Genomic DNA, 18,823 nt, shown 5'->3' with positions numbered 1-18,823 from the left:
AGGTTCCTGCCGCGAGGGCCCGGCGGGCGGACCGCTGGCCGACCCTTTTCCCATGCAGACTGCCGGCCTGGTCAGGGTCACCATCACCACTCCGCACCGGCGCATCGACATGGCGCTGCCGGAACACGCGTCCGTCGCCGAAATCCTCCCCGGCCTGCTCGCGCGGGCGGGCGAGGGCATGGCGGACGACGGGGTCGCCGGCGGCGGCTGGCAGTTGCGCCGCGCCGACGGGACACCCTTCGATCTGGACCGGACGCTGGGTGCGCACCGGGTCCGGGACGGGGAGATCCTCCATCTGACGCCGCGCCGCGCCGAATGGCCGGAACCCGAGTACGACGACCTGGTGGACGCGATCGCCACCGGTTCCGGCCGCACCGGCAAGGCCTGGGGGCCGCGGCACACGCGGCAGGCCGGACTCGCGGTCGGTGGGGTGGCGATGTCCTTCGGTCTGCTCGCCGTGCTGCGCGCCGGTCCGCCGTGGACGTCACCGGCGTCCTGGGCGCTGGCGGTCTCCGCGCTGCTTCTGGCCGCGGGTGTCCTGCTCGCGCGGGCGCTGCGCGACGCCGGCGCCGGGGCGGTGCTCGCCGCCGTCGCGCTTCCGTTCGCCTTCGTCGGCGGCGGTCTGCTGCTGGCGGGTGACGACCCGATCGGCGCGCTGTCGGCCGGCCATCTGCTGCTGGCGAGCGCGGCGCTGCTGCTCGCGGCCGTCGTCGGCCATCTCGGGGTGATCGCCGCGCCCGAACTGTTCGCGGGGGCCGCCACCGTCGGCCTGCTCGGGGTGCTCGGCGGCTGGCTCGCCACCTTCGACGACCTGGCGGGATACCGGTCGGCTGCCGTGCTCGGCGGCGGGGTCCTCGTGCTCTCGACCACGTTCGCGCCGCTGGCGCTGCGGCTCGGCCGGGTGCCGATGCCGGTGCTGCCGCGGTCCACCGCGGACCTGGTCCGCGACGATCCCCAGCCGCCGCTCGATCTCGTGCACGCCGCGGTCGCCAGGGCGGACGCGCTGCTCACCGGGATGCTGGGCGGCGCGGCGATCGTCGTCATGTACTGCCAGCTGCAGCTGATCCGCAGCGACAGCGAGGCCGCGGTCGTGCTCGTCGCCCTGCTCGCGGCCGGTTTCCTGGTGCGGGCGCGGTTGTACCCGATCCTGCGGCAGCGGCTGCTGGTGCTGGTGACCGGGATCTTCGGTGCCGGCTGCCTGCTGGCTGGTCCGCTCATGGCGGACCGTTCGCTGCTGCTCGTCCTCGCCGGACCGCTGTCCTTGGCGGTGGCGGCGGGCGTGATCGCCTCCGGTGTCGTGCTGAGCACCCGCGCCGCCAACCCGTACCTCGGCCGGATCGCCGAGTACTTCGAGATCCTGGTGACGATCGCCGTCGTCCCGGTGGCGTGCTCGGTGCTCGGCCTGTACGGCTACGTGCGCGGGCTGGGGGGCTGAACCCATGGCGTCCAAACGGGATCAACTGCAGGCGTACCAATTCCTGGTGCAGCGCGCGATCTCCGCGCTCGTGACGAGGGAGACCGACCCGGAACAGCCGCCCTTCCGGCGGCCGTCGGGTGCCGCGTTCGCCAGTGTCGCGCTGGCGATCGTGGCGCTGGCGTGCGTCGGGGTCTACGGGATGATCGTGCCCGGCGGGAACAACGCCTGGCGCAAGAACGCCGCCGTCATCGTGGAGAAGGAGAGCGGGACGCGGTACGTCTACCTGGACGAACGGCTGCACCCCGTCGCGAACTACGCGTCCGCGCTGCTGCTGCTCGGCGAACACGGCACCACGGAACGGGTTTCGCGCGATTCGCTCGTCGGAGTCCCGCGCGGGCCCCGGATCGGCATCGCCGACGCGCCGGACGGCTTGCCCGGCCCCGAAAAGCTGCTCACCGGAGCGTGGTCGTTGTGCTCGGCGCCCGCGAGCGACCTGGCGGGCAGCCGGATCGAGGAATCGGTACTGCTGGCGGGCGCTTCGCCGTCGGGCGGCGCGGAACTGGGCGACCAGGCGCTGCTGGTGGAATCGACGTCGACCGGCGACCGCTTCGTCGTGTGGCGCGGGCACCGGCACCGGATCACCGACTACGGCGCCGTCGGCACCGGGCTCGCGCTCACCGCCGAACCGTGGGCGCGGGTGGGGCGGGCGTGGCTCGACGTGCTCCCGGAAGGCACGCCGATCGGCCCGCTGCCGGTGGCGGCGGCGGGTGAGGTGTCCACCGCGGTACCGGGCCGGACCGACATCCGGAACGGGATGCTGTTGCTGGTGCAGACCTCCGGCGGCGGGCGGCAGCACTACCTCGCCGAGCGGGACGCCCTGCGGCCCATCACCGAACTGCAGTACGACGTGCAGCGCGCGAGCGCCCAGATGATGGCCGCCTATCCCGGCACGGAACCGAAAACCGTGCCGCTGCCGCCTTCGCTGGCGACCATGTCCCGGCAACTGGACCCGGTCCGTGCCGACGCCGGCGCGGCGCCCGCGACCCGGCCGGCCATCGCGCGCCTGCGCGACCAGGACGCCACCGTGTGCGCCACCTTCGGCGACGGCTCCGCGGCCCCCGCGCTGACCGTCGACCCCGCACTGCCCGCCGCGGACCCGATGTCCACCACCGCCCGCCGGACCGCCGCCGGGACCCCGCTCGCGGACCGCGTCCACGTGCCGCCCGGCAGCGCGATCGTCGTCGAAGCGATGCCCTCCGCGCAGGCCCCGGCCGGGACGCTGACCGTCGTGACCGACATGGGGCGCCGCTATCCGCTGGCTTCCCCCGACGTGCTGAAGATGCTCGGCTACCCGTCGGCGCGACCGGTGCGGCTTCCCGCCGGTTTGGTCGCGCGCCTACCCGAGGGCCCGAGCCTCGACCCGGCCGCCGCGCGGCGCCAGACCCTGGGCGGCTGACCCGCCAGAGGCGTAACTCGCGTGATTGGGGGCGTAACTCGCGTGCTTGAAGGCGCAACACGCGAGTTACGCCTCCAAACACGCGAGTTACGCCTTCAATCACGCGAGATGCGGGAAGACGGAAGGCCCCCTTCACTGCGTCTAGCGCAGTGAAGGGGGCCTTCACGTACATGGGGCTCAGCGGGAGGTCGGCCGCCACAGGTCTTCGTCGAGCATCTGCACCGAACCCGACTCCGACTCACCCGGCCGCTGGCCGCGCGTCAGGGTGAACCCGGCGTCCGGATTGCCGTTGGCGGCCCGGCCGCGCAGCTTCGCCGGAACGCCGTCGCTTCCCCCGGACGAGGCCCGGCGGGCGGACCCGTTCCGCCCGACCGGCTGGTCGTTCGTCGACGGCCGGAGCGTGCTCGCCGTGTTCTGCCCGCCGGCGTGCGGAGGTGCCATCGGTGACATCGGGCCTGTCGCCGCCTTCGCGGTGGACGGGTTCGCTGCCGCAGGCTGGATTTCGGCGGCCAGGCTGGGCGCCTTTTTCGTGCCGATCGGTTTCGCCGCGACCGGGAGACCGGTCAGCCCGCCCGCCGCGCCGATCCCGCCGAGCAGCCCCGTCGGGACCGGCGGCGCGCCCGAGCCGCCGGGGAGTCCACCGATACCAGGGACCGCACCGGCCGCGGTCGGAAGGGGAGCGAGCCCGGCGAGCGAAACACCTGATGTCCCGTCGTAGCCGGGGATTTCCGGCATCGAGACGTCCGTTCCCGTCCCGCCGCTCCCACCGCCGACACCGAGCGACTCGGCCAGCCCCTGCACTTCCGACAGCGCGTTCATGCCCGCTTCGGCCGCCTTGATGAAGTCGGCGGGCGAGTTGCCCTCCGCGGACGCCTGCGGGGTCTCGGGCATCAGATGGTCGGGCTGCTGGATCCCGGAAGCCGAGACGACCTTGAGCATCGACATGTCGAACTGCGCGCCGAGCGCGGTCATCCGCGCGCCCGAGGCCTGCTGGATGAGCGGAGCCGCCCAAGCGGTCAGCGGGTTGCCGATCGCCGCCATGTACTGGCTGTGCAGCAACGACACCTCCTGCATCGTCTCCTGGATACCGCTCGCCAGTGTCGTCAGCGTCTCGGCGGGCTGAGCGAGATCGATCCGTTCACCCCAGAACTGGAGTTCGGCGAGTGAGCGTTGCGCCCGTTCTTCGTGGGCGCGGCCCGCGTCGTCCTGCCACGTCGGCGAAAGCTCGCCCACCCGGTTGTGCAGTTCGGTCGACGCGTTTTCGATCCAGGCACGGGATTCGGTCCACATGCGGGCGGCGTCGGTGAGAACGGCGACGTTGGCCTGCTCGGCGGTGATCATCGCCAGATGCGCCTCGATCGGCAGCAGGTTGTAGGGAACAGCCATGATCAGCTCCTCAGACCAGGTCCTGCGGGGCGCCGCCCGCGGAAGGGTCGGCCGGTTTTTCGGTGGGGGTGGACGGTTGTTGCCCGGAGCCCGCCGTCTGCTTCACCAGATCGATGCCCTGTTTGAGCACCTTGGTGGCGGACGTGGCGAGTTCGAGCGCGCTGGTGACGTCCGCCGCGCTGTAGGTGATCGCGGCGGTCTTGACCTTCGTCGAGTCGGTGACCATCTCTTCGGTCATCTTCGCCATGAACGCGGCCATACTCGCGGTGGCGGCCTTGTCCAGCACCGACATCGCGATGCCTTCGAAGAGACCGGTCAGATTCGGCGGCGTTCCCAGCCGTGCCAGCGACGGCGGCATTTCCGGGGCGGTGAGCTTGCTCGAGTAAGCGCTCATCGACTCGGTGTCCGCGTTGATTTGATCGGGCATCTACCCCTCCTCACTGTCCGGCGCGATAGCGCGGACCACTGTCTTCCTGGTTGACCTGCCACAACTCCTCGTCGAGCAGCTGGACCGTGTCGTTCTCCCGGTCCCACCGCCGAGGCGCGGGAGCCGGTTCGGTGGCCCGGTTGACCGGGCGGCCACGTCCGGACCGGCCGAGCAGGGAAACCCCCGGCGTCGTGCCGGTTTTGCGGTCCCGTGACCGTCCGGTGGCGGCATGCTCGGCCGCGCCGGGTTTGATGCCGTTGCCCGTCCTCGCCCCGCCGTGTTGCGGTTGCTGCTGTGCCGGCGGCATCGCACCGGGAGTGCCCGCCGCGCCGGTGCCGCCGGAGCCCGTGGCGGGAAAGGAAGCCGCCGCCGGGAAGGCGGCGTTGCCTGCGCCGCCGGGAGACGACGGGTTGATCGGCGCCGTCGGGGAAGGCACCCCACCGGCCGCGCCCGCCGGACCACCGACCGGGCTCACCCCGCCCCCGGCGAGGCTCGGCAGGCCGGAACCACCGTCGAGCCGCGCGAGCCGGTCCGCGACCTCCGCGGGCGTGAGCGAGTTTCCCGGCCCGAGCGGATCGATCGGGCCGAGCGGCGTCGGACTCGGGGAGCCCGTGCCGCCGCCCATCAGCTGTTGTGCCGACTGCATCGCCTGGCTCAGCGCGTCCAGGGCACCGGGTGCCGCTTCGAGTGCGTCCTTGACCGGATCCGTCGTCTCCGGGACTTCCGCCTCCGTGGGACTGGGCTCCTGTGGCTGCGGGGAGGAAGGCGAGGGCGAGGCACTGGGCGACGCCGCGCCGGAGGCGGGAACGCCGTTCGCGGCCGGTCCGGGGTTTCCTTGCCCGGACGTCGCGGCGAGCGGGCCTTCCCAGGGCCTGCCGACGGCGTTCGTCATGGCCAGTGCCGCGGCCTGGTACGGCGCGGCGAGTTTGGCGATCTCGTCGGCGATGGCCTTCTCGATGCCCTGCCGCTGCTTTCCCCTCTCCTCCTCGGACAGCCCGTTGTAGTGGATGACCTGTTTTTCCACCTCGCGATCGGCTGTCCAGAGCGCTGTGTCCAGATCGGTGATGCTCTGGAGCACGTTCGGCGTGGACATCGACTGCGGTACGAGTCCCCGGTTGTCGAGGATCGACTCGGCTATTCCGGTGTCGTCGGTCCAACTCCGCATGACGGTGGTGTCCCTGGACACTCTCGCCATGAACTGGCGTCCGGCTTCGTCGGGCCACCGATCCTGGGTGACGAGCTGATTCGCTTGCTGGTACAGGAGAGTCGCCTGCCCGTCGATCCAGGCCCTCGCTTCCCGCCACAGGTAGCCGACGGCCACCAGCTTGGGGACGTGGGTATGCGTCTCGGTCGTGACCTGCTTGTACATTTCCTCGATGGACGCCATGAAGTCCCCTCAGTGTTGGCCGGCGCGCGGCGCGACGAGCCGGGGGTCGATCACCGGGAGGCCTTCCGGGCGCTGAGAGACGAACGTGTTCAAGATCTCCTGGCGGGCGGTCTCGTCGGCACGGAGATAGCTCGCCGCCGTTTGCTGGACGAAGGCGCTGTACGCCGCGAATCCCTGCTCAGCCTGCGTGATGAAGGTCTGGAGTTGCCGGATGGTGGCGTTTTCCGCGGCGGTGAGATGCATACAGAGGCTGTCCAGCCCGCCGGGACAAGGCGTCGCCTGGTCGTCGAGCCGGGAAATGTTGCTGACCGGCGGCGTGTCGAGGCTGCTCATGATCCGGGAGGCGAACTCCCGCATGGCGTCGGTGTCGCCGTTGATCTCGTCACCGCTCATCGTGACTCCTCACGTCGTTTTGCGGAAAGGCAACCACTTCCGGGCTCCCGGCCGGGGGTGGCGACAGGAACCGGTCACTCCCGCTCCGGGAGCCAGGCGAGTTGCACCAGCCCCTTCTGGCCGCGGCGGTCCACCAGCCAGCCACGTCCCGGGGGCAGGACCTGCGCTCGCATTCCGCCCAGCAGCGGGCCTTCGTCACGATCGCCGGACATCATCAGGCCGGGTGTGCCCACTTCCCGCAACCTGCCGAGGAAAGGCTCGAACAGGCCGCGGCCCGCGCCACCGGTCCGGCGCGCCAGCACCACGTGCAGTCCGATGTCCGAGCCCTGCGCGGCCAGCGGCAGCAACGCCATGAGCGGATGTTCCTTGTGCGTGGCCACCATGTCGTAGTCGTCGACGAGCACGAAGATCTCGGGCCCCTCCCACCAGTTCCTCTTCCGTAGCTGTTCGGGGGTGACGTCCTGTCCCGGCAGCCGTTTCGACAGGGCCTTCGCCGTCTCGACGAGCATTCGCCCGCTCTGCTCGTCGTTGGTGCCGTAGCCGAGGAGGTGTTCCTCGCCCACTTCGCCGAGCAGGCTCCGGCGATGGTCGACCAGGATGATGCGGGCTTCGTCCGGCCGGTAGGCCTTCTGGATCCGTTTGGCGAGCACCCGGAGGAACGACGTCTTGCCGCTCTGGGTGTCGGCCAGTACGAAGAAGTGCGGGTCGGTGGCGAAGTCGAGCCGCATCGGCGACAGGTCGCTTTCGTGGATCCCGACCGCGAGCCCCGGCGATTCGCCGTCCGTGTTGTCGGCGGGAGGAAGCTCCTCGTACGGCAGGATTCCCGGCAGCAGCCGGACCGACGGCGCGGGCTCTCCCGGCCACGCCGACTTCACCGCTTCGACGAGCCCACCGATGCCGTCGGCGAGGTCGTCCGCCTCCGTGACGCCGTCGATCCTGGGCAGCGCGATCAGCATCTGGTGGCCGCTCATGGCGATTCCGTGCCCTGGCGCGTCGGCGGGGACGCTCATCGCGGCACGCCGGTCGATGACGGAGTCGATCGGATCGCCGATCTTCAGCTCCAGCCTGCTGGCGAACAGGTCACGGACGTTCATCCGCAGATCGAACGAGCGGGAACACCCGGCCACGACGTGCACGCCGTAGGAAAGGCCGCGCGCGGCGATGTCGCCGACCGTCTCTTCGAGCTCCGGGAAATCACTGCGCAGCGTCTGCCAGCCGTCGATGACGAGGAAGACGTCGCCGTGCGGTTCCGCGGGGAAGCGGTTTTCGGCACGCAGCCTGCGATAGGTGACGATGCCGTCGATCTGCTGCTCGGCGAACAGCCGTTCCCGCTGGGCCAGGATCGTCGACACCTCGGCCACCGTCCGCCGGACGGCACCGGTGTCGAGCCTGCCCGAGACGCCGGCGACATGCGGCAGGCCCGCGATCGACGCGAGCGTTCCCCCGCCGAAATCGAGGCAATAGAACTGGACTTCGCGAGGCGTGTGCGTGAGCGCGAGGCTGGCGATCAACGTCCGCAACACCGTGCTCTTCCCGGTCTGCGGAGCCCCGATGACCAGCACGTGTCCGGCGGCGCCGGACAGGTCCAGTACGAGCGGGTCGCGCCGCTGCTCGAACGGCCGGTCCACGATGCCCAGCACCGGCCGCAGCGAACCGCTCTCACCGGTGGAGAGCCCGCGCCGGGAATCGGTGACCAGCGGGGACAGCAGCGCGTCCAGGGTCGGTGAGTCCGCCAGCGGTGGCAACCAGACCTGGTGAGCCGGGGTTCCCCGGCCTTCGAGCCGATCGACCAGGATGTCCAGCAACGTTTCGCCGACGGCGGTGTCGTCGTCCGGCTCGGTGGACTCTTCCGGCTCGATGTCGAATTCCTCGGCGACGTAGGCGGTGGTGTACTCCTGCAGCACCAGGCGTTCCCCCGGGTTCGTGGGCACGCTTCCGCCGGTCGCCCGCTGGTACACCCCGGAGACGTACGCGGAGCGGAACCGGTCCATCGGCTCGGTGCCGACCTTGAGGAATCCGTGCCCGGGCGCGCGCGGCAGTTTGAAGGCGTCGGTGACCCCGAGTACGGCCCGGCTCTCCATCTCGGAGAAGGTGCGGAGCCCGACCCGGTAGGACAGATGGGTTTCCAGGCCCCGCAACCGGCCTTCTTCGAGGCGTTGCGAGGCGAGCAGGAGATGGACGCCGAGCGAGCGCCCGACCCGTCCGATTTGGACGAACATGTCGATGAAGTCGGGCTTGGCGGACAGCAGTTCGGAGAACTCGTCACAGATCACCAGCAACGTCGGCACTTCGGGCAGCGGTGCGCCCGCGGCCCGTGCCTTTTCGTAGTCGCGCAAGGAGGAGAAGTTGCCCGCCGCCCGCAACAGTTCCTGACGGCGGATCAGCTCGCCGTTGATCGCGTCGGTCATCCGGTCGACCAGATGCAGTTCGTCGGCGAGGTTGGTGATCACCGCGCTGGTGTGCGGCAACGCGTCCAGCCTGGCGAAGGTGGCGCCGCCCTTGAAGTCGACCAGCGCGAAGTTCAGCGAGCTCGGTGGATGGGTGACCGCCAGCGCGAGGACCAGCGTGCGCAGCAGTTCCGACTTCCCGGAGCCGGTCGCCCCGATCAGCAGACCGTGCGGCCCCATACCGTCCTGCGCCGACTCCTTGAGGTCGAGTTCGATCGGGGCGCCGTCGGCCTGGATGCCGAACTGGACCCGGAGCCGGTCCCGGTTCGGCCTCGGCTCCCAGGTGTCGGCCGGATCGAATTCGTACGGATCACCCAGTTCCAGCAGTTCCGCCAGCCCGAGTTCGGTGCTCATCGGGGCCTCGCCCCGCAGGCCCGCGGTCAGCCGCAGCGGTGCCAGCTGGCGGGCGAGCCCTTCGGCGGCCACGGGGCCCAGCAGGTCGGCTTTCCCCAGCGGGGCCTCACCATCGATCGTCTCGCTGAGCAGTCCACCGTCCGCGTCGACGGCGAGCACGACGGTGGTCCGGTCCAACGCCCTCGGCGGCATCGTGGTCAGGTCGACGACGGTCACGCCTTCGACACCGCCTCCGGTCATGAGATGGGACGAGCCGGCGACCGCGCCGCCGTCGAGCACCACCACCAGATGCGGTCCGGCCAGCCGGACGTCCGATTCGGGGTCGAACCTCGGCCGTTTGGCCAGTTCCTCCTCCAGCATCGACTCCAGCGCCGGGATGCTCGGCGCCACCAGGCGAAGCGGGCCGAGTGCGTCCGAGCGCTCGGGGTGCAGCGCGTGGGGCAGCCACTTGGTCCACTCCCAGGCGGCCCGGTGCTCCTCGTGCACGCAGACCGCGACACGCAGGTCGTCGGGGGAGTGCAGGGTGGCCAGCTGCGCCAGCGTCGCGCGCAGCATGCCGAGGGAGGCTTCCCGGTGCCCGCGAAGGTAGATCCGGCTGAAGCCGTTGATCGCGATGGCGATCGGCAGTCTGTCCACAGTGGAATAAGTGGTGATGAACCGGCGCAGCGCCAGCGCGGACAACGGCTCCAGCTCTTCCAGCGGTTTGGTGTCGGGAGTGACCAGGGTGGTGGCCGGGTTCTGCGCGCTCCGCCCGATGCGGGCGACACCGAAGTCGGGATCCTCCTTGCGGCGCTCCCACAGCCGGTAGCTTCCCGCCAGCGACCACAACGAGGCCGGGTCCGGGTGGAGGTACTCCATCGCCTCGCGCTGCTTGCGGATCGAACGTCGTAAGCGCAGCCGATGCTGGGCCAGATGCCGCAGGTACTTCCGGCGGGCGTGCCCCATCTCCCGTTTGCTCGGCCCACCGCCCTGCAGGAAACCCATGACGACCATGCCGAGCATGCCGACGCCCATGATCCCGTAGATCGCGAAGCGCATCGACCCGTTCATGCTGCCGGAGTACATGAGCAGCATCCCGGCCGTCATCGCCACCATCGGCAGCACCATCAGCACCTGGGCCCACTGCCGCGCGGGTGGGGGCGGGATCTCCGGCGGTGGCTGAAGGATCAGCTCACCGGACGGCATCTCCGGGCCCGGCCTGCGGGTGGGGCGCTTCACCACGACTGTCGACACGACATCGATCGTCGGCCACCGCGGCGGCTTCGGGACCGCGCTGGCAGGAAGCTGCCGAGCACCGGAAAGTGCCTCGATCGCTCACTAATTTGGCCAGGGTAAGAAACACCTGTGTCGTGGAATGGAGGATGAAATGAGCTTCGATCTCTACGGCGAAACCGCGGCGATGGCCGCGTATGCGGCGAAGACGCGGGCGATCGGTGAGGACATCAACGCTCAGCTCCAGTCGAGCCTCAGCAGCGTCCAAGGCTACAGCGCTAGCTGGAAGGGGCAGGCGGGCCGGATGTCCGAGGCCGGTGAGATCACCAGGCACGAGAACTGGGGGAGGAACACCCAGAACGTGGATCTCATGTCCGACAAGATCACTCAGGTGCACGTCAACTACGACGACGTGGACAACGAGTGGGGTAACGCCATCGGCTCGGTCATCGGCTGACGTACCGGTTGAAAGGAAGATCAAATGCCTGACGGACTCATCTCGGCGAGGTTCGAAGACCTGCGTGCGATCGCGGGCAACCTGCAGAGCACGATGGCCCAGCACGGCCAGTCGCTGGACGACCAGCGTCACGAGGCGTTGCGTGCGGAGGACTTCTGGCAGGGACAGAACAACACCGACGGCTACGCCGCGCTGATGTGCGACCAGAAGCTCGCCGGCGAGGACATCGAGCGCGGCCAGCAGAAGGGCGTGGTCACCAATGGGGCGGCCGACGGTTTTTACGACACCGTCATGAAATGCAGTGCCTTGTTCGGCAAGGCGTGATTCCTCGCCCATGAAGAATCCCCGGAGCACATCGCTCCGGGGATTCTTCATGGGCGAGGGTCAAGGCTCGGAGATCAGGAAGACCTGCTCCGGCGGTTCGACGACGGCGGGCTGATCGGGCACCGTCTCCGCACGGGCGGGCCGCCAGCGACGGCGGCGTCCGCGCGGCACGACGACCGCGAACAGCGCGGCCAGCACGATTCCGGTCACCGCGGCGACGGTGAGCCACTTCGCGATCTCGGCCGCGCGTTCGTCTGCGGCTTCCCGGTCGAGCCGCGCCTTGTCGGGTGGTGACGGGACGAAAGCGGGCAGCGCCGCGGGTTTCTGGGGATCGAGCCCGTCGGTCACCGCCCGGTACGGATCGACCAAACCGGCCCCGTAGGAGGAGCTGCCCCGTCCGCCGCGGGCCGGGCTCGCGGTGGCCACCAGCCGTTGCGCGACTTCGGCGGCGCTGAGGCGGGGCCAGGCGGACCGCACCAGCGCGGCGGTGCCGGTGACGAACGGGGCGGCGAAACTCGTGCCGTCGACATAGGCGTGCCCCGCCACCCTCGTCGCGGCCAGCACCTTGGCCCCGGGGGCGACAAGGTCGACATAACGACCGACCTGGGAACCCTGCATCCGCGCGCCGTCGATGTCCACCGCGCCCACCGCGAGCACACCGGGGTAGGAAGCGGGATACGACGGCAATTCGGTGTGCACGTCCCGCTGCCCGTTGCCCGCCGCGGCCACCACCAGGACGTCTCTCGCGACCGCGTACGCGACGGCGTCACGGATGACGGCGAAGTCCTCGTGCCCCGACAGCGAAAGGTTCATCACCCTGGCGCCCTGGTCCGCGGCGTATCGGATGCCGTTGGCCACGACCTGGGGGTCGATCCGCAACGACTCGCCCTGGTCACCGACATCGCGATCGCTGATCCGCACCGGCAGGATCCGCGCGTCCGGCGCGACTCCGTGGAAACCGATACCGGACACGGGATCCGCGGCGGCGATGGCGGCCACCCCGGTGCCGTGGGAGACGCAGTCGAACGCGCCGGGAAAGGTGCCGGCGAGATAGAAGTCCCGGCCGGGGAGAACCTTTCCCGCTCGCTGGAGCTGCGGATGGTCGGCGTCGACACCGGAGTCGACCACCGCGATGAGGACCCCGCCGCCCCGGCTGTGCGGCCATGCCCGCTGCGGATCGAGCACCTGTTGTGCCCAGGGCTGGGCCGGTATGGCGGACCTCGCCGGTTCCGGGTTGTGACAGGCCCCCGGCGGGGGCGCCGCCTGAGCGAGGGGCGCGGCTCCGAAGAACGGGGCGGTCACGGCCAGTGCGGCGGCCGTGAGAGTGCGTTTCATGGGTTCAGCTCCCGACGGGCGTCGCGTAGTGGTGGAGGATGTCGGTGAGTTGCTCGAACGGCGTCGAAGCGCCACCGTCGAGCCGGCACCAGACGGCCTTGCGGTCGCCAATGCCGAGGAGCCTCACCCGTGCGGCCGGGGTCCGGTGCGCGTGCGCCACTCCGACGGCGGAGACGAGTTCATGTCCGAAGAGGACTCCGTAGGGCAACGCGGGCGGCGCCGGGATCGTGGAACGCACGCCGTGGGTCCGGCCGGGGGCCGCTCCGACGGTCATCCGCCTCGCGGTGCCCGCGCATTCGGCGGCCAGATCTTCGATGCGGCGGGTATCCACCGATCCTGCGGCCGGTCCGCTGATGCGGAGCTCCTCGACGACGTCGTCGTCCACTCGGGACACCCGCAGCCGTCCGGTCACCCCCTCCCCGACGACGACCAGCGAAACGGGGCCCGGAGCCCGCGCGAGGCAATGGGCGGAGATGTCGGGGGCGGACCAGGGTTCGGTGACCGGTTCCGCGACACCCCAGCCGAGCGGTCCGGCGCCGGTGAGCGCACGCATCGCGATTTCGGTGCTCCTGCCGAGCCGGAGCGGTTCCCCCGCCGGGAAGGGGGTGCTGATCTGGACTTCGAGGTCCCCGCTGCCCGGTGCGTACTTCCGCGGCGCAGGGATCGTCGCGCCGGCCTCGGGGACGAACCTGGTGCCGTTCCAGTCCAGGGGCAGCCCCAGGAAGCCGTCGCGATGCCCACCGCTTCCGTCGCGGACGACCCAGCCGGCGCGCGCGTCACCCAGCAGCGACTCCATCGGGAAAGTGAGGCCGCTTCGCTCACCGGTGACGAGTTGCAGCACTCGCCCGCTTTCCACGGCCGTCTTGGCCGCGTCGACGAGCCAGGTGGAAGCCGGGACCACGGCACGGAACTGTTCGACGACGATCGCTTCGGACGTGGCGCGGTCGGCCGCGGGATGCCCGTTCACCGGCTCGACCACGACGATCCGCCGGTCGCGGTGACCAAGGCGGCGGTGAACTCCCGCGCGGCCGTCTCCGCTTCGGCGTCGTCGTCCGGGGCCCGGCTTTCCACCCACCACACCGGCGGCGGCACGTCGATGCCGAGCAGTCGCCGTACTTCTCCCGGCACCCGGACCGACCTGCCGTTCTCAATGGTCAGCACCACCTGCCCGCCGGGATTCCGCAGCACGAAGAGCATGCGGTCCTCGTCCACTTCCACTTCGGACAGTGGACTCGCGGCCCGGATCGCCGAGATCAGCGTCTCGGCATCGGGTTCCCGGCGGCACAGGCCGACGACGTCGAAGGTCATCCGGTCGGCTCCTTTCCTCGTCTCCCATGGTCGTGCGCGAAGCGACCCGACGAACCCGAGTGACAGCAACAGGTCACGCGGCCCCGCGAAGCGCCGGACGCGGACAAGCTGACGGGGACGCGAACAGGGGAGGTGCCATGGATTCGCCGTTCCAGCTGGACATGCGGGCCGAGTACGGGCGACTGGCCCAGGACATCCGGTCCACTCAACGGAGAATGGCCGAGATCCGGGCCACCGCCGAATCGGACGACGGACTGATCGGCGTGACCGTCGGCGGGGCCGGTGAGCTCATCGGACTGTGGCTGGACCCGCGGATCTACCGGGCGCCCGATTCGGCCGCGCTGGCGCGGGACATCACCGAGACCTTCCACCGGGCCGTCGAACGCTCCCAGGAAGAGGTCATGGAGATCGTCGCGGGCTTCCTGCCCGCCGACGCCACTCCCGAGACGACGGACCTGCGCTTCGACCCGCTGCTGCACGAACTGGACCGGAGGCTTCGATGACGGGCATCGACCGTGACGGGAACGGCAAGATCGACATGCTTCCCGGCGAGACGGTGGCACAGCTGAACAGGCTGCGCGCCGCGGGGGACGAACTCGACCCTGCCTGGGTGCTCCAGCGTGGCAAGATCGACGTTCCCGGGCAGATCGGCACCGGTCCCTTGGGGCGCGCCTTCACCGCGCTCTACACGACACCGCGGACCGCGGTGGCCTCCGCCATGGACCAGATCCCCGGAATCTACCGGCAGCTGGCGGACAACGGCGGCCAGGCGGTGCAGGCCTACCAAGCCGCCGATGGCACCATCGCCGGCCGGTTCGACCGGTGACATGACCGATATCGTCGAGCCGGACGGGGATCTCTGGAACTGGGTGGTCCAGAACGGCGGTCAGACCAAGGAAGCCATCTGGCCCTCGGACAGCGAGACCGCCGCGTGGGATCTCGCGACGGCGTGGACCGCGTCCGCGAACGCGCTGCGTGCCGCCGTCCAACTTTCCGACAACGCCGCGGCGGAACTGCGCAAGGTCTGGACGGACGCCGCCGGTTTCGAGCTGTTCTACGCCATCCATTCCTTGAACAACGGTTCGCTCGGTGAACCGGGGGTCAAGGAGATGGCGGTCATGATGGACAGCCTGTCCTTGGCCTGCCGGGACTACGGAAACCTCATCGTCGCCGCGAAGCACGCGATCAGGAAGCACATCTCCGACAACAACGAACTTTTCGACCGATGCACCTGCTGGGCGACGCGGACGGTTTTCGCCATCCAGGTCGCCCATCAGCTCAGCACCCTGCTGACCGAGTACGCGAGCAAGGTCGGCAAACCGGCGGGCGAGGAGACCAAACCGCCGAAGAAGCCACGCGAGGGATTCCTCGGCGGACTTGTCGACGGCTTGGAAGAGGTCGGCTCGTTCTTCGTCGGCATGTGGGAAGGCGCGGTCGAGATGTTCGTGGGCTTCGCCGCGCTTGCGGGCTACGGTGACGGCCACTTCTCCTGGTCCACTTTCGGTGACGCGTGGAAGGGACTGGGCAAGTTCGGCCTCGCCGTGGCGACCTACTCGACCCCGGGACTGGCGCAGCTCGACCAGACCGTCGGGCTCCCGGGGTTCGACCGCGGCGAAATGGGCTCGACGCTGGTCGAAGCGGGCAAGACCATGGTCGCCTGGGACACCTGGAGCGAGGATCCGTCCCGGGCGGCGGGCAAGACCACCTTCAACATCGCCAGCGCGGTGCTCGGCACCAAGGGCGCGGGCGCGGCGATCCGCGGCGCGGGCACCGCGGCGGCCGGGAGCAAGGTCGGTGCCGTCGCGGCCGCGGGCCGCGTCGCCGAAAAGGCGGGAACGGCGATCACGAAGATCCCCACCGGGACCGAACTGGCCGCGAAAGCCGTCCGCAAGATCCCGGGTGTCGACTCGCTGCTCGCGAAGGTCGGGCTCGGACATTCGCCCGCCGGGGTGCCGGCGCACGCCGGGGACACCCCGCCGCCACCGCACACCCCGCGTACACCCGACGAGACACCAGCGACGAATCCGCCGGGTGACCGGACGCCGGACGGACCACCGCCCGAGGGACCGCCGAACCGGCCGCCCGGGGACCGGACACCGGACCACGTTCCCGACGAACGGCGGCCGAGTCGGGCGCCCGAGGAACGAAACCCGGTACGGGAGCCCGAACCTTCCGCACGTCCCGAACCTTCGTCCCGCCCTGACCCGCCGACCCGTCCTGACCCGCCGACCCGCCCTGACCCACCGACACGGCCCGAGCCCGTCACCCGGCCAGAGCCTCCGACACGACCCGGTTCGGTCGGCGAAGCCATGGACCCCGGCTCACACCGCACCCCCGAAACCGAGCAGGGTTCCCCCGCCCCCAAGGCGAACGAGACTCCCGCGCCGCCGGCCCGCGGTGAGAACCCCGCCACCGCCGAAGCGCCGTCTCATCACTCCCAGTCGGGGAGCCCCGAAGCGACAGGCCATCGCGCGCGGGACGCCGACGAGCCGACGGCCACCATCAATCCCGAGACCGGGGAAGTCAGGCTGTCCGACCGGGTCGACCCGGCCGACACCCGCGAACACCTGGGGCTCCCGGAGGAGGAAACCGTCCGGAAGGCGCAGGAGGATTGGGCGGGGACCACGCCGGTCCAGCCACAGACGCCGAGGCAGAAGGCGCTCTACACGGTCGCCAGGGTGCTCGGCCTCGTGCACACCGTCGAAGACGGCGCCGCAGGTCACTTCGCGCTGCCCACCAGCAAGGTGACGGATACGCCTCCGCCCAAGGAATCCACCCCGAAGGACACCGCCCCCAAGGACAAGGAAAAGGCGCCCGAGGAGGCGGCCCCGCCGAAATCCCTGCCGGACGGTGATCCCGGACTGCCGCCGCGGCATGACCCCACCCTCGTCGACGTCGACCTGGACGCCGGCAAACCTCGCCCGGCCGAGCATCCGGACACGCCGCCCCCGAAGGGCGAGCCCGAACTGGCCGGGCAAACGCCTTCGGCCGGGGCGGCGGCGCGCGCGGAAGGTCCGGTTCCGGAGACACCGCGGCCGCCCACCCGCTCGCCCCAGGGCTCGGGGGGCCTGTGGCCGGAACCCGGGCCGCGCCGTCCGGGTTCGAGGATGCCGATGGGCGATCCCTTCCTGGACCGGCATTCCAGGCGGCCGGAGCCCCCCATGCGAGGCGGCGACCACCCCCGGCATCCGCAGCCGGCCCGCGCGCCGGACGGAGACGTTCCCCCGGCACGGGCTCCGGAGGAGCACGTTCCTCCGGTACGGGACATCGAGTCCGCCATCAACCCGGAGCCGGCTCGGGCGCATCCCGACGGAGAGGGACCGCACGAAGGCGGCCACCGTGACCGTGACGGTGACGACCGCGGGGACCAGCACACTCCGCACGAGGACACGCATGTCCCCGATGACACCGGGCGCCCGCCGTACGACGAGGTACCGAAGCCCCGGACGATCGACCCGGACTCACCGGAGTTCTCCGAGCGGTTCGCGGACTGGAACCGTCCGGACGACTCGACGTTCGACGGGCCGAGGGAACGACCCGATGGCCACGGTCCGATCGACTCGCCCAGGGTCATCGAGGACGTCGAACCGCGCAAGCAGAACCGCAAGCCGCATCCCGACGGGATCCCGCAGGCGCTGCGAGGTGAGAAACCACTGGCGGCGAACGCCGAATACGACGTCCGATACAAGAACGGTGCGAGCAGCCGCTTCTTCACCGACGCAGACGGGAGGGTCACCCACGTCGAAACGACGCTCGCGAACAAGAAGCCCTTCCACAACCCCGATCTGCGTCATCCCTTGCAGCCCAATACGCAGTATCGCGTGCCCAACTTCCATGATCCGAGCAAGCATTGGACCTTCGAGGTCGGTGAGAACCGGAAGCCGATCGCGATGACCGGCGAACCCGTGTTCAAGGGCAGCCACGACGACTTCCGCGACAACGCGTCGCAGAACAGGTCGGGCAAAGAAGGAAAGGCGTCGTACAAGAACCACCCCGTGTACAAGAAATTGTTCGGCCATGTCAAATGGGCGGGTGGCCACCTGGCGGCACATGAGATGGGCGGCCCCGGTGAGTACGTCAACATGCACCCCCAGATGGCCGCGTCCAACAGCGGCCACTACAAGGACGGTTGGATCCATGAGGCGTCATGGCGGGCTCAGGAGGCGGAGCTGGGCAAGTTCGCCGATGGGCCCGGCCAGAAGATCGAGAACTACCAGGTCCGGATGGAAGGCGACAGCAACGGTGTTCCGGAGAATGTGACCATGCGCTGGCAAGAGGTCGTGCACGAGGTCGACGCTCAGGGCAACCCCGTCCTCGGTGCGGACGGGAAACCGGTCGAGCTTTCCAGGGTGACCAGGCAACGGGACTTCCCGAACGATCCTTCCAACGTCAACTACGGTCCACGTACGCGTTACGGAGAGAACTCATGATGGACGAGCTCACGGACGGCATCGTGTCCGCGCTGGCGAATGCCGCGCCGGACGACTGGGCACGGATCAGCCTCACCGTGTCCGCGACGGTGTCGGCCTACGACTACGCCACCGAAATCCGGTTGGACGACGGCCGGAACGGGGACGTCGACCTGCCCGCCGAAGTGCGCGGCGGCTTCCGGGAACTGCGTGCTCGGATGTACGAACCGGATCGCGGGACCTGGTTCTCGGCGACGTTGGTGCTGGAAGACGGTGTGCCCCCGGAGTTCTCGTTCAATTTCGACGAGGACCCGCAGTGGTGGCCGCCCTTGCATCCGACCGCCTTCACCCGTGATTTGGAAGCCTTTCCGCGCGACGAGGCACATATCCCGCCGTGGTTGCGGGACCTGCTCGTCCAGGGCGCACAACTCGAGCGGGAACGAGAGACCCGGGGCTGAACGGCCCCGTGCCATGATGAAACGCCGTGCCTGATCGGTGACGGTTGAACGGG

The 18,823-nt window shown here is 70.1% G+C and carries 16 protein-coding genes; 8 read left to right on the top strand and 8 right to left on the bottom strand.

Going from position 1 to position 18,823, the window contains the following annotated elements:
• The first annotated feature begins 52 nt into the window (after positions 1-52).
• Both eccD and eccB read left to right on the top strand, forming a co-directional pair.
• Entirely contained in the window at positions 53-1,435 is a 1,383-nt protein-coding gene (gene eccD, locus DMH01_RS02005) for a type VII secretion integral membrane protein EccD (protein WP_125673411.1), read from the top strand.
• Positions 1,436-1,439: 4 nt separating this feature from the next.
• Positions 1,440-2,873 carry a type VII secretion protein EccB gene (gene eccB / locus DMH01_RS02000; RefSeq protein WP_125673410.1) on the top strand — a complete coding sequence of 478 codons (1,434 nt, stop codon included), beginning with the start codon at positions 1,440-1,442 and terminating at the stop codon, positions 2,871-2,873.
• Positions 2,874-3,050: 177 nt separating this feature from the next.
• Here the strand turns inward: eccB and DMH01_RS01995 are convergent, their stop codons facing one another.
• The 5 genes from DMH01_RS01995 to eccCa form a co-directional block, all read right to left on the bottom strand.
• Positions 3,051-4,259 (bottom strand): hypothetical protein, encoded by a 1,209-nt coding sequence (locus tag DMH01_RS01995; protein WP_125673409.1) that lies wholly within the window; start codon positions 4,257-4,259, stop codon positions 3,051-3,053.
• Between the two features lie 10 nt (positions 4,260-4,269).
• On the bottom strand, positions 4,270-4,686 hold the full coding sequence (locus tag DMH01_RS01990) for a hypothetical protein (RefSeq protein WP_125673408.1): 417 nt from the start codon (positions 4,684-4,686) through the stop codon (positions 4,270-4,272).
• A 10-nt stretch (positions 4,687-4,696) separates the two neighbouring features.
• Positions 4,697-6,073, bottom strand: a complete 1,377-nt coding sequence (locus tag DMH01_RS01985) for a hypothetical protein (RefSeq protein ID WP_125673407.1) — start codon at positions 6,071-6,073, stop codon at positions 4,697-4,699.
• Positions 6,074-6,082: 9 nt separating this feature from the next.
• Positions 6,083-6,466 carry a hypothetical protein gene (locus DMH01_RS01980; RefSeq protein WP_125673406.1) on the bottom strand — a complete coding sequence of 128 codons (384 nt, stop codon included), beginning with the start codon at positions 6,464-6,466 and terminating at the stop codon, positions 6,083-6,085.
• 74 nt (positions 6,467-6,540) lie between these two features.
• Positions 6,541-10,500, bottom strand: coding sequence for a type VII secretion protein EccCa (eccCa, locus tag DMH01_RS01975; RefSeq protein ID WP_125673405.1), 3,960 nt, complete (start codon positions 10,498-10,500; stop codon positions 6,541-6,543).
• A gap of 133 nt (positions 10,501-10,633) precedes the next feature.
• Between eccCa and DMH01_RS01970 the strand changes: the two genes are divergently transcribed.
• Positions 10,634-10,936, top strand: coding sequence for a hypothetical protein (locus DMH01_RS01970; protein ID WP_125673404.1), 303 nt, complete (start codon positions 10,634-10,636; stop codon positions 10,934-10,936).
• A gap of 24 nt (positions 10,937-10,960) precedes the next feature.
• The gene (locus DMH01_RS01965; RefSeq protein WP_125673403.1) at positions 10,961-11,260 is read left to right on the top strand and encodes a hypothetical protein; all 300 of its coding nucleotides are present in this window, start codon (positions 10,961-10,963) and stop codon (positions 11,258-11,260) included.
• A 60-nt stretch (positions 11,261-11,320) separates the two neighbouring features.
• Here DMH01_RS01965 and mycP read toward each other — a convergent pair whose 3' ends face one another.
• Genes mycP through DMH01_RS01950 form a run of 3 tightly spaced genes read right to left on the bottom strand, consistent with a single transcriptional unit; the run spans position 11,321 to position 13,903 of the window.
• Positions 11,321-12,595, bottom strand: a complete 1,275-nt coding sequence (mycP, locus tag DMH01_RS01960) for a type VII secretion-associated serine protease mycosin (RefSeq protein ID WP_125673402.1) — start codon at positions 12,593-12,595, stop codon at positions 11,321-11,323.
• Positions 12,596-12,599: 4 nt separating this feature from the next.
• A complete protein-coding gene (locus DMH01_RS01955) occupies positions 12,600-13,574 on the bottom strand; it encodes a DUF6177 family protein (protein ID WP_125673401.1) in 975 nt (324 codons plus the stop codon).
• On the bottom strand, positions 13,559-13,903 hold the full coding sequence (locus DMH01_RS01950; protein WP_125673400.1) for a hypothetical protein: 345 nt from the start codon (positions 13,901-13,903) through the stop codon (positions 13,559-13,561). The genes DMH01_RS01955 and DMH01_RS01950 overlap by 16 nt, the downstream gene beginning before the upstream one ends.
• Positions 13,904-14,040: 137 nt before the next feature.
• On the opposite strand from DMH01_RS01950, the gene DMH01_RS01945 reads away from it, so the two are divergent.
• The 4 genes from DMH01_RS01945 to DMH01_RS01930 are packed head-to-tail and all read left to right on the top strand — an operon-like array spanning position 14,041 to position 18,770.
• Complete coding sequence (locus DMH01_RS01945) at positions 14,041-14,406, top strand: YbaB/EbfC family nucleoid-associated protein (RefSeq protein ID WP_125673399.1); 366 nt, start codon at positions 14,041-14,043, stop codon at positions 14,404-14,406.
• On the top strand, positions 14,403-14,729 hold the full coding sequence (locus DMH01_RS01940) for a hypothetical protein (RefSeq protein WP_125673398.1): 327 nt from the start codon (positions 14,403-14,405) through the stop codon (positions 14,727-14,729). The genes DMH01_RS01945 and DMH01_RS01940 overlap by 4 nt, the downstream gene beginning before the upstream one ends.
• Complete coding sequence (locus DMH01_RS01935; RefSeq protein ID WP_125673397.1) at positions 14,698-18,333, top strand: hypothetical protein; 3,636 nt, start codon at positions 14,698-14,700, stop codon at positions 18,331-18,333. The genes DMH01_RS01940 and DMH01_RS01935 overlap by 32 nt, the downstream gene beginning before the upstream one ends.
• Entirely contained in the window at positions 18,330-18,770 is a 441-nt protein-coding gene (locus tag DMH01_RS01930; RefSeq protein ID WP_125673396.1) for a hypothetical protein, read from the top strand. The genes DMH01_RS01935 and DMH01_RS01930 overlap by 4 nt, the downstream gene beginning before the upstream one ends.
• Positions 18,771-18,823: the final 53 nt, after the last annotated feature.

Source organism: Amycolatopsis sp. WAC 04182 (assembly GCF_003947465.1).
Lineage (GTDB): Bacteria > Actinomycetota > Actinomycetes > Mycobacteriales > Pseudonocardiaceae > Amycolatopsis.
Note: the sequence above shows the minus strand (reverse complement) of the source record. Positions and strands in the feature narration are given on the sequence as shown.

Excerpts from the sequence above, each read along its gene's own strand:
- eccD (WP_125673411.1), top strand. The coding sequence starts at position 53 with ATGCAGACTGCCGGCCTGGTCAGGGTCACCATCACCACTCCGCACCGG.
- eccB (WP_125673410.1), top strand. The coding sequence starts at position 1,440 with ATGGCGTCCAAACGGGATCAACTGCAGGCGTACCAATTCCTGGTGCAG.
- DMH01_RS01995 (WP_125673409.1), bottom strand. The coding sequence starts at position 4,259 with ATGGCTGTTCCCTACAACCTGCTGCCGATCGAGGCGCATCTGGCGATG.
- DMH01_RS01990 (WP_125673408.1), bottom strand. The coding sequence starts at position 4,686 with ATGCCCGATCAAATCAACGCGGACACCGAGTCGATGAGCGCTTACTCG.
- DMH01_RS01985 (WP_125673407.1), bottom strand. The coding sequence starts at position 6,073 with ATGGCGTCCATCGAGGAAATGTACAAGCAGGTCACGACCGAGACGCAT.
- DMH01_RS01980 (WP_125673406.1), bottom strand. The coding sequence starts at position 6,466 with ATGAGCGGTGACGAGATCAACGGCGACACCGACGCCATGCGGGAGTTC.
- DMH01_RS01970 (WP_125673404.1), top strand. The coding sequence starts at position 10,634 with ATGAGCTTCGATCTCTACGGCGAAACCGCGGCGATGGCCGCGTATGCG.
- DMH01_RS01965 (WP_125673403.1), top strand. The coding sequence starts at position 10,961 with ATGCCTGACGGACTCATCTCGGCGAGGTTCGAAGACCTGCGTGCGATC.
- mycP (WP_125673402.1), bottom strand. The coding sequence starts at position 12,595 with ATGAAACGCACTCTCACGGCCGCCGCACTGGCCGTGACCGCCCCGTTC.
- DMH01_RS01950 (WP_125673400.1), bottom strand. The coding sequence starts at position 13,903 with ATGACCTTCGACGTCGTCGGCCTGTGCCGCCGGGAACCCGATGCCGAG.
- DMH01_RS01945 (WP_125673399.1), top strand. The coding sequence starts at position 14,041 with ATGGATTCGCCGTTCCAGCTGGACATGCGGGCCGAGTACGGGCGACTG.
- DMH01_RS01940 (WP_125673398.1), top strand. The coding sequence starts at position 14,403 with ATGACGGGCATCGACCGTGACGGGAACGGCAAGATCGACATGCTTCCC.
- DMH01_RS01935 (WP_125673397.1), top strand. The coding sequence starts at position 14,698 with ATGGCACCATCGCCGGCCGGTTCGACCGGTGACATGACCGATATCGTC.
- DMH01_RS01930 (WP_125673396.1), top strand. The coding sequence starts at position 18,330 with ATGATGGACGAGCTCACGGACGGCATCGTGTCCGCGCTGGCGAATGCC.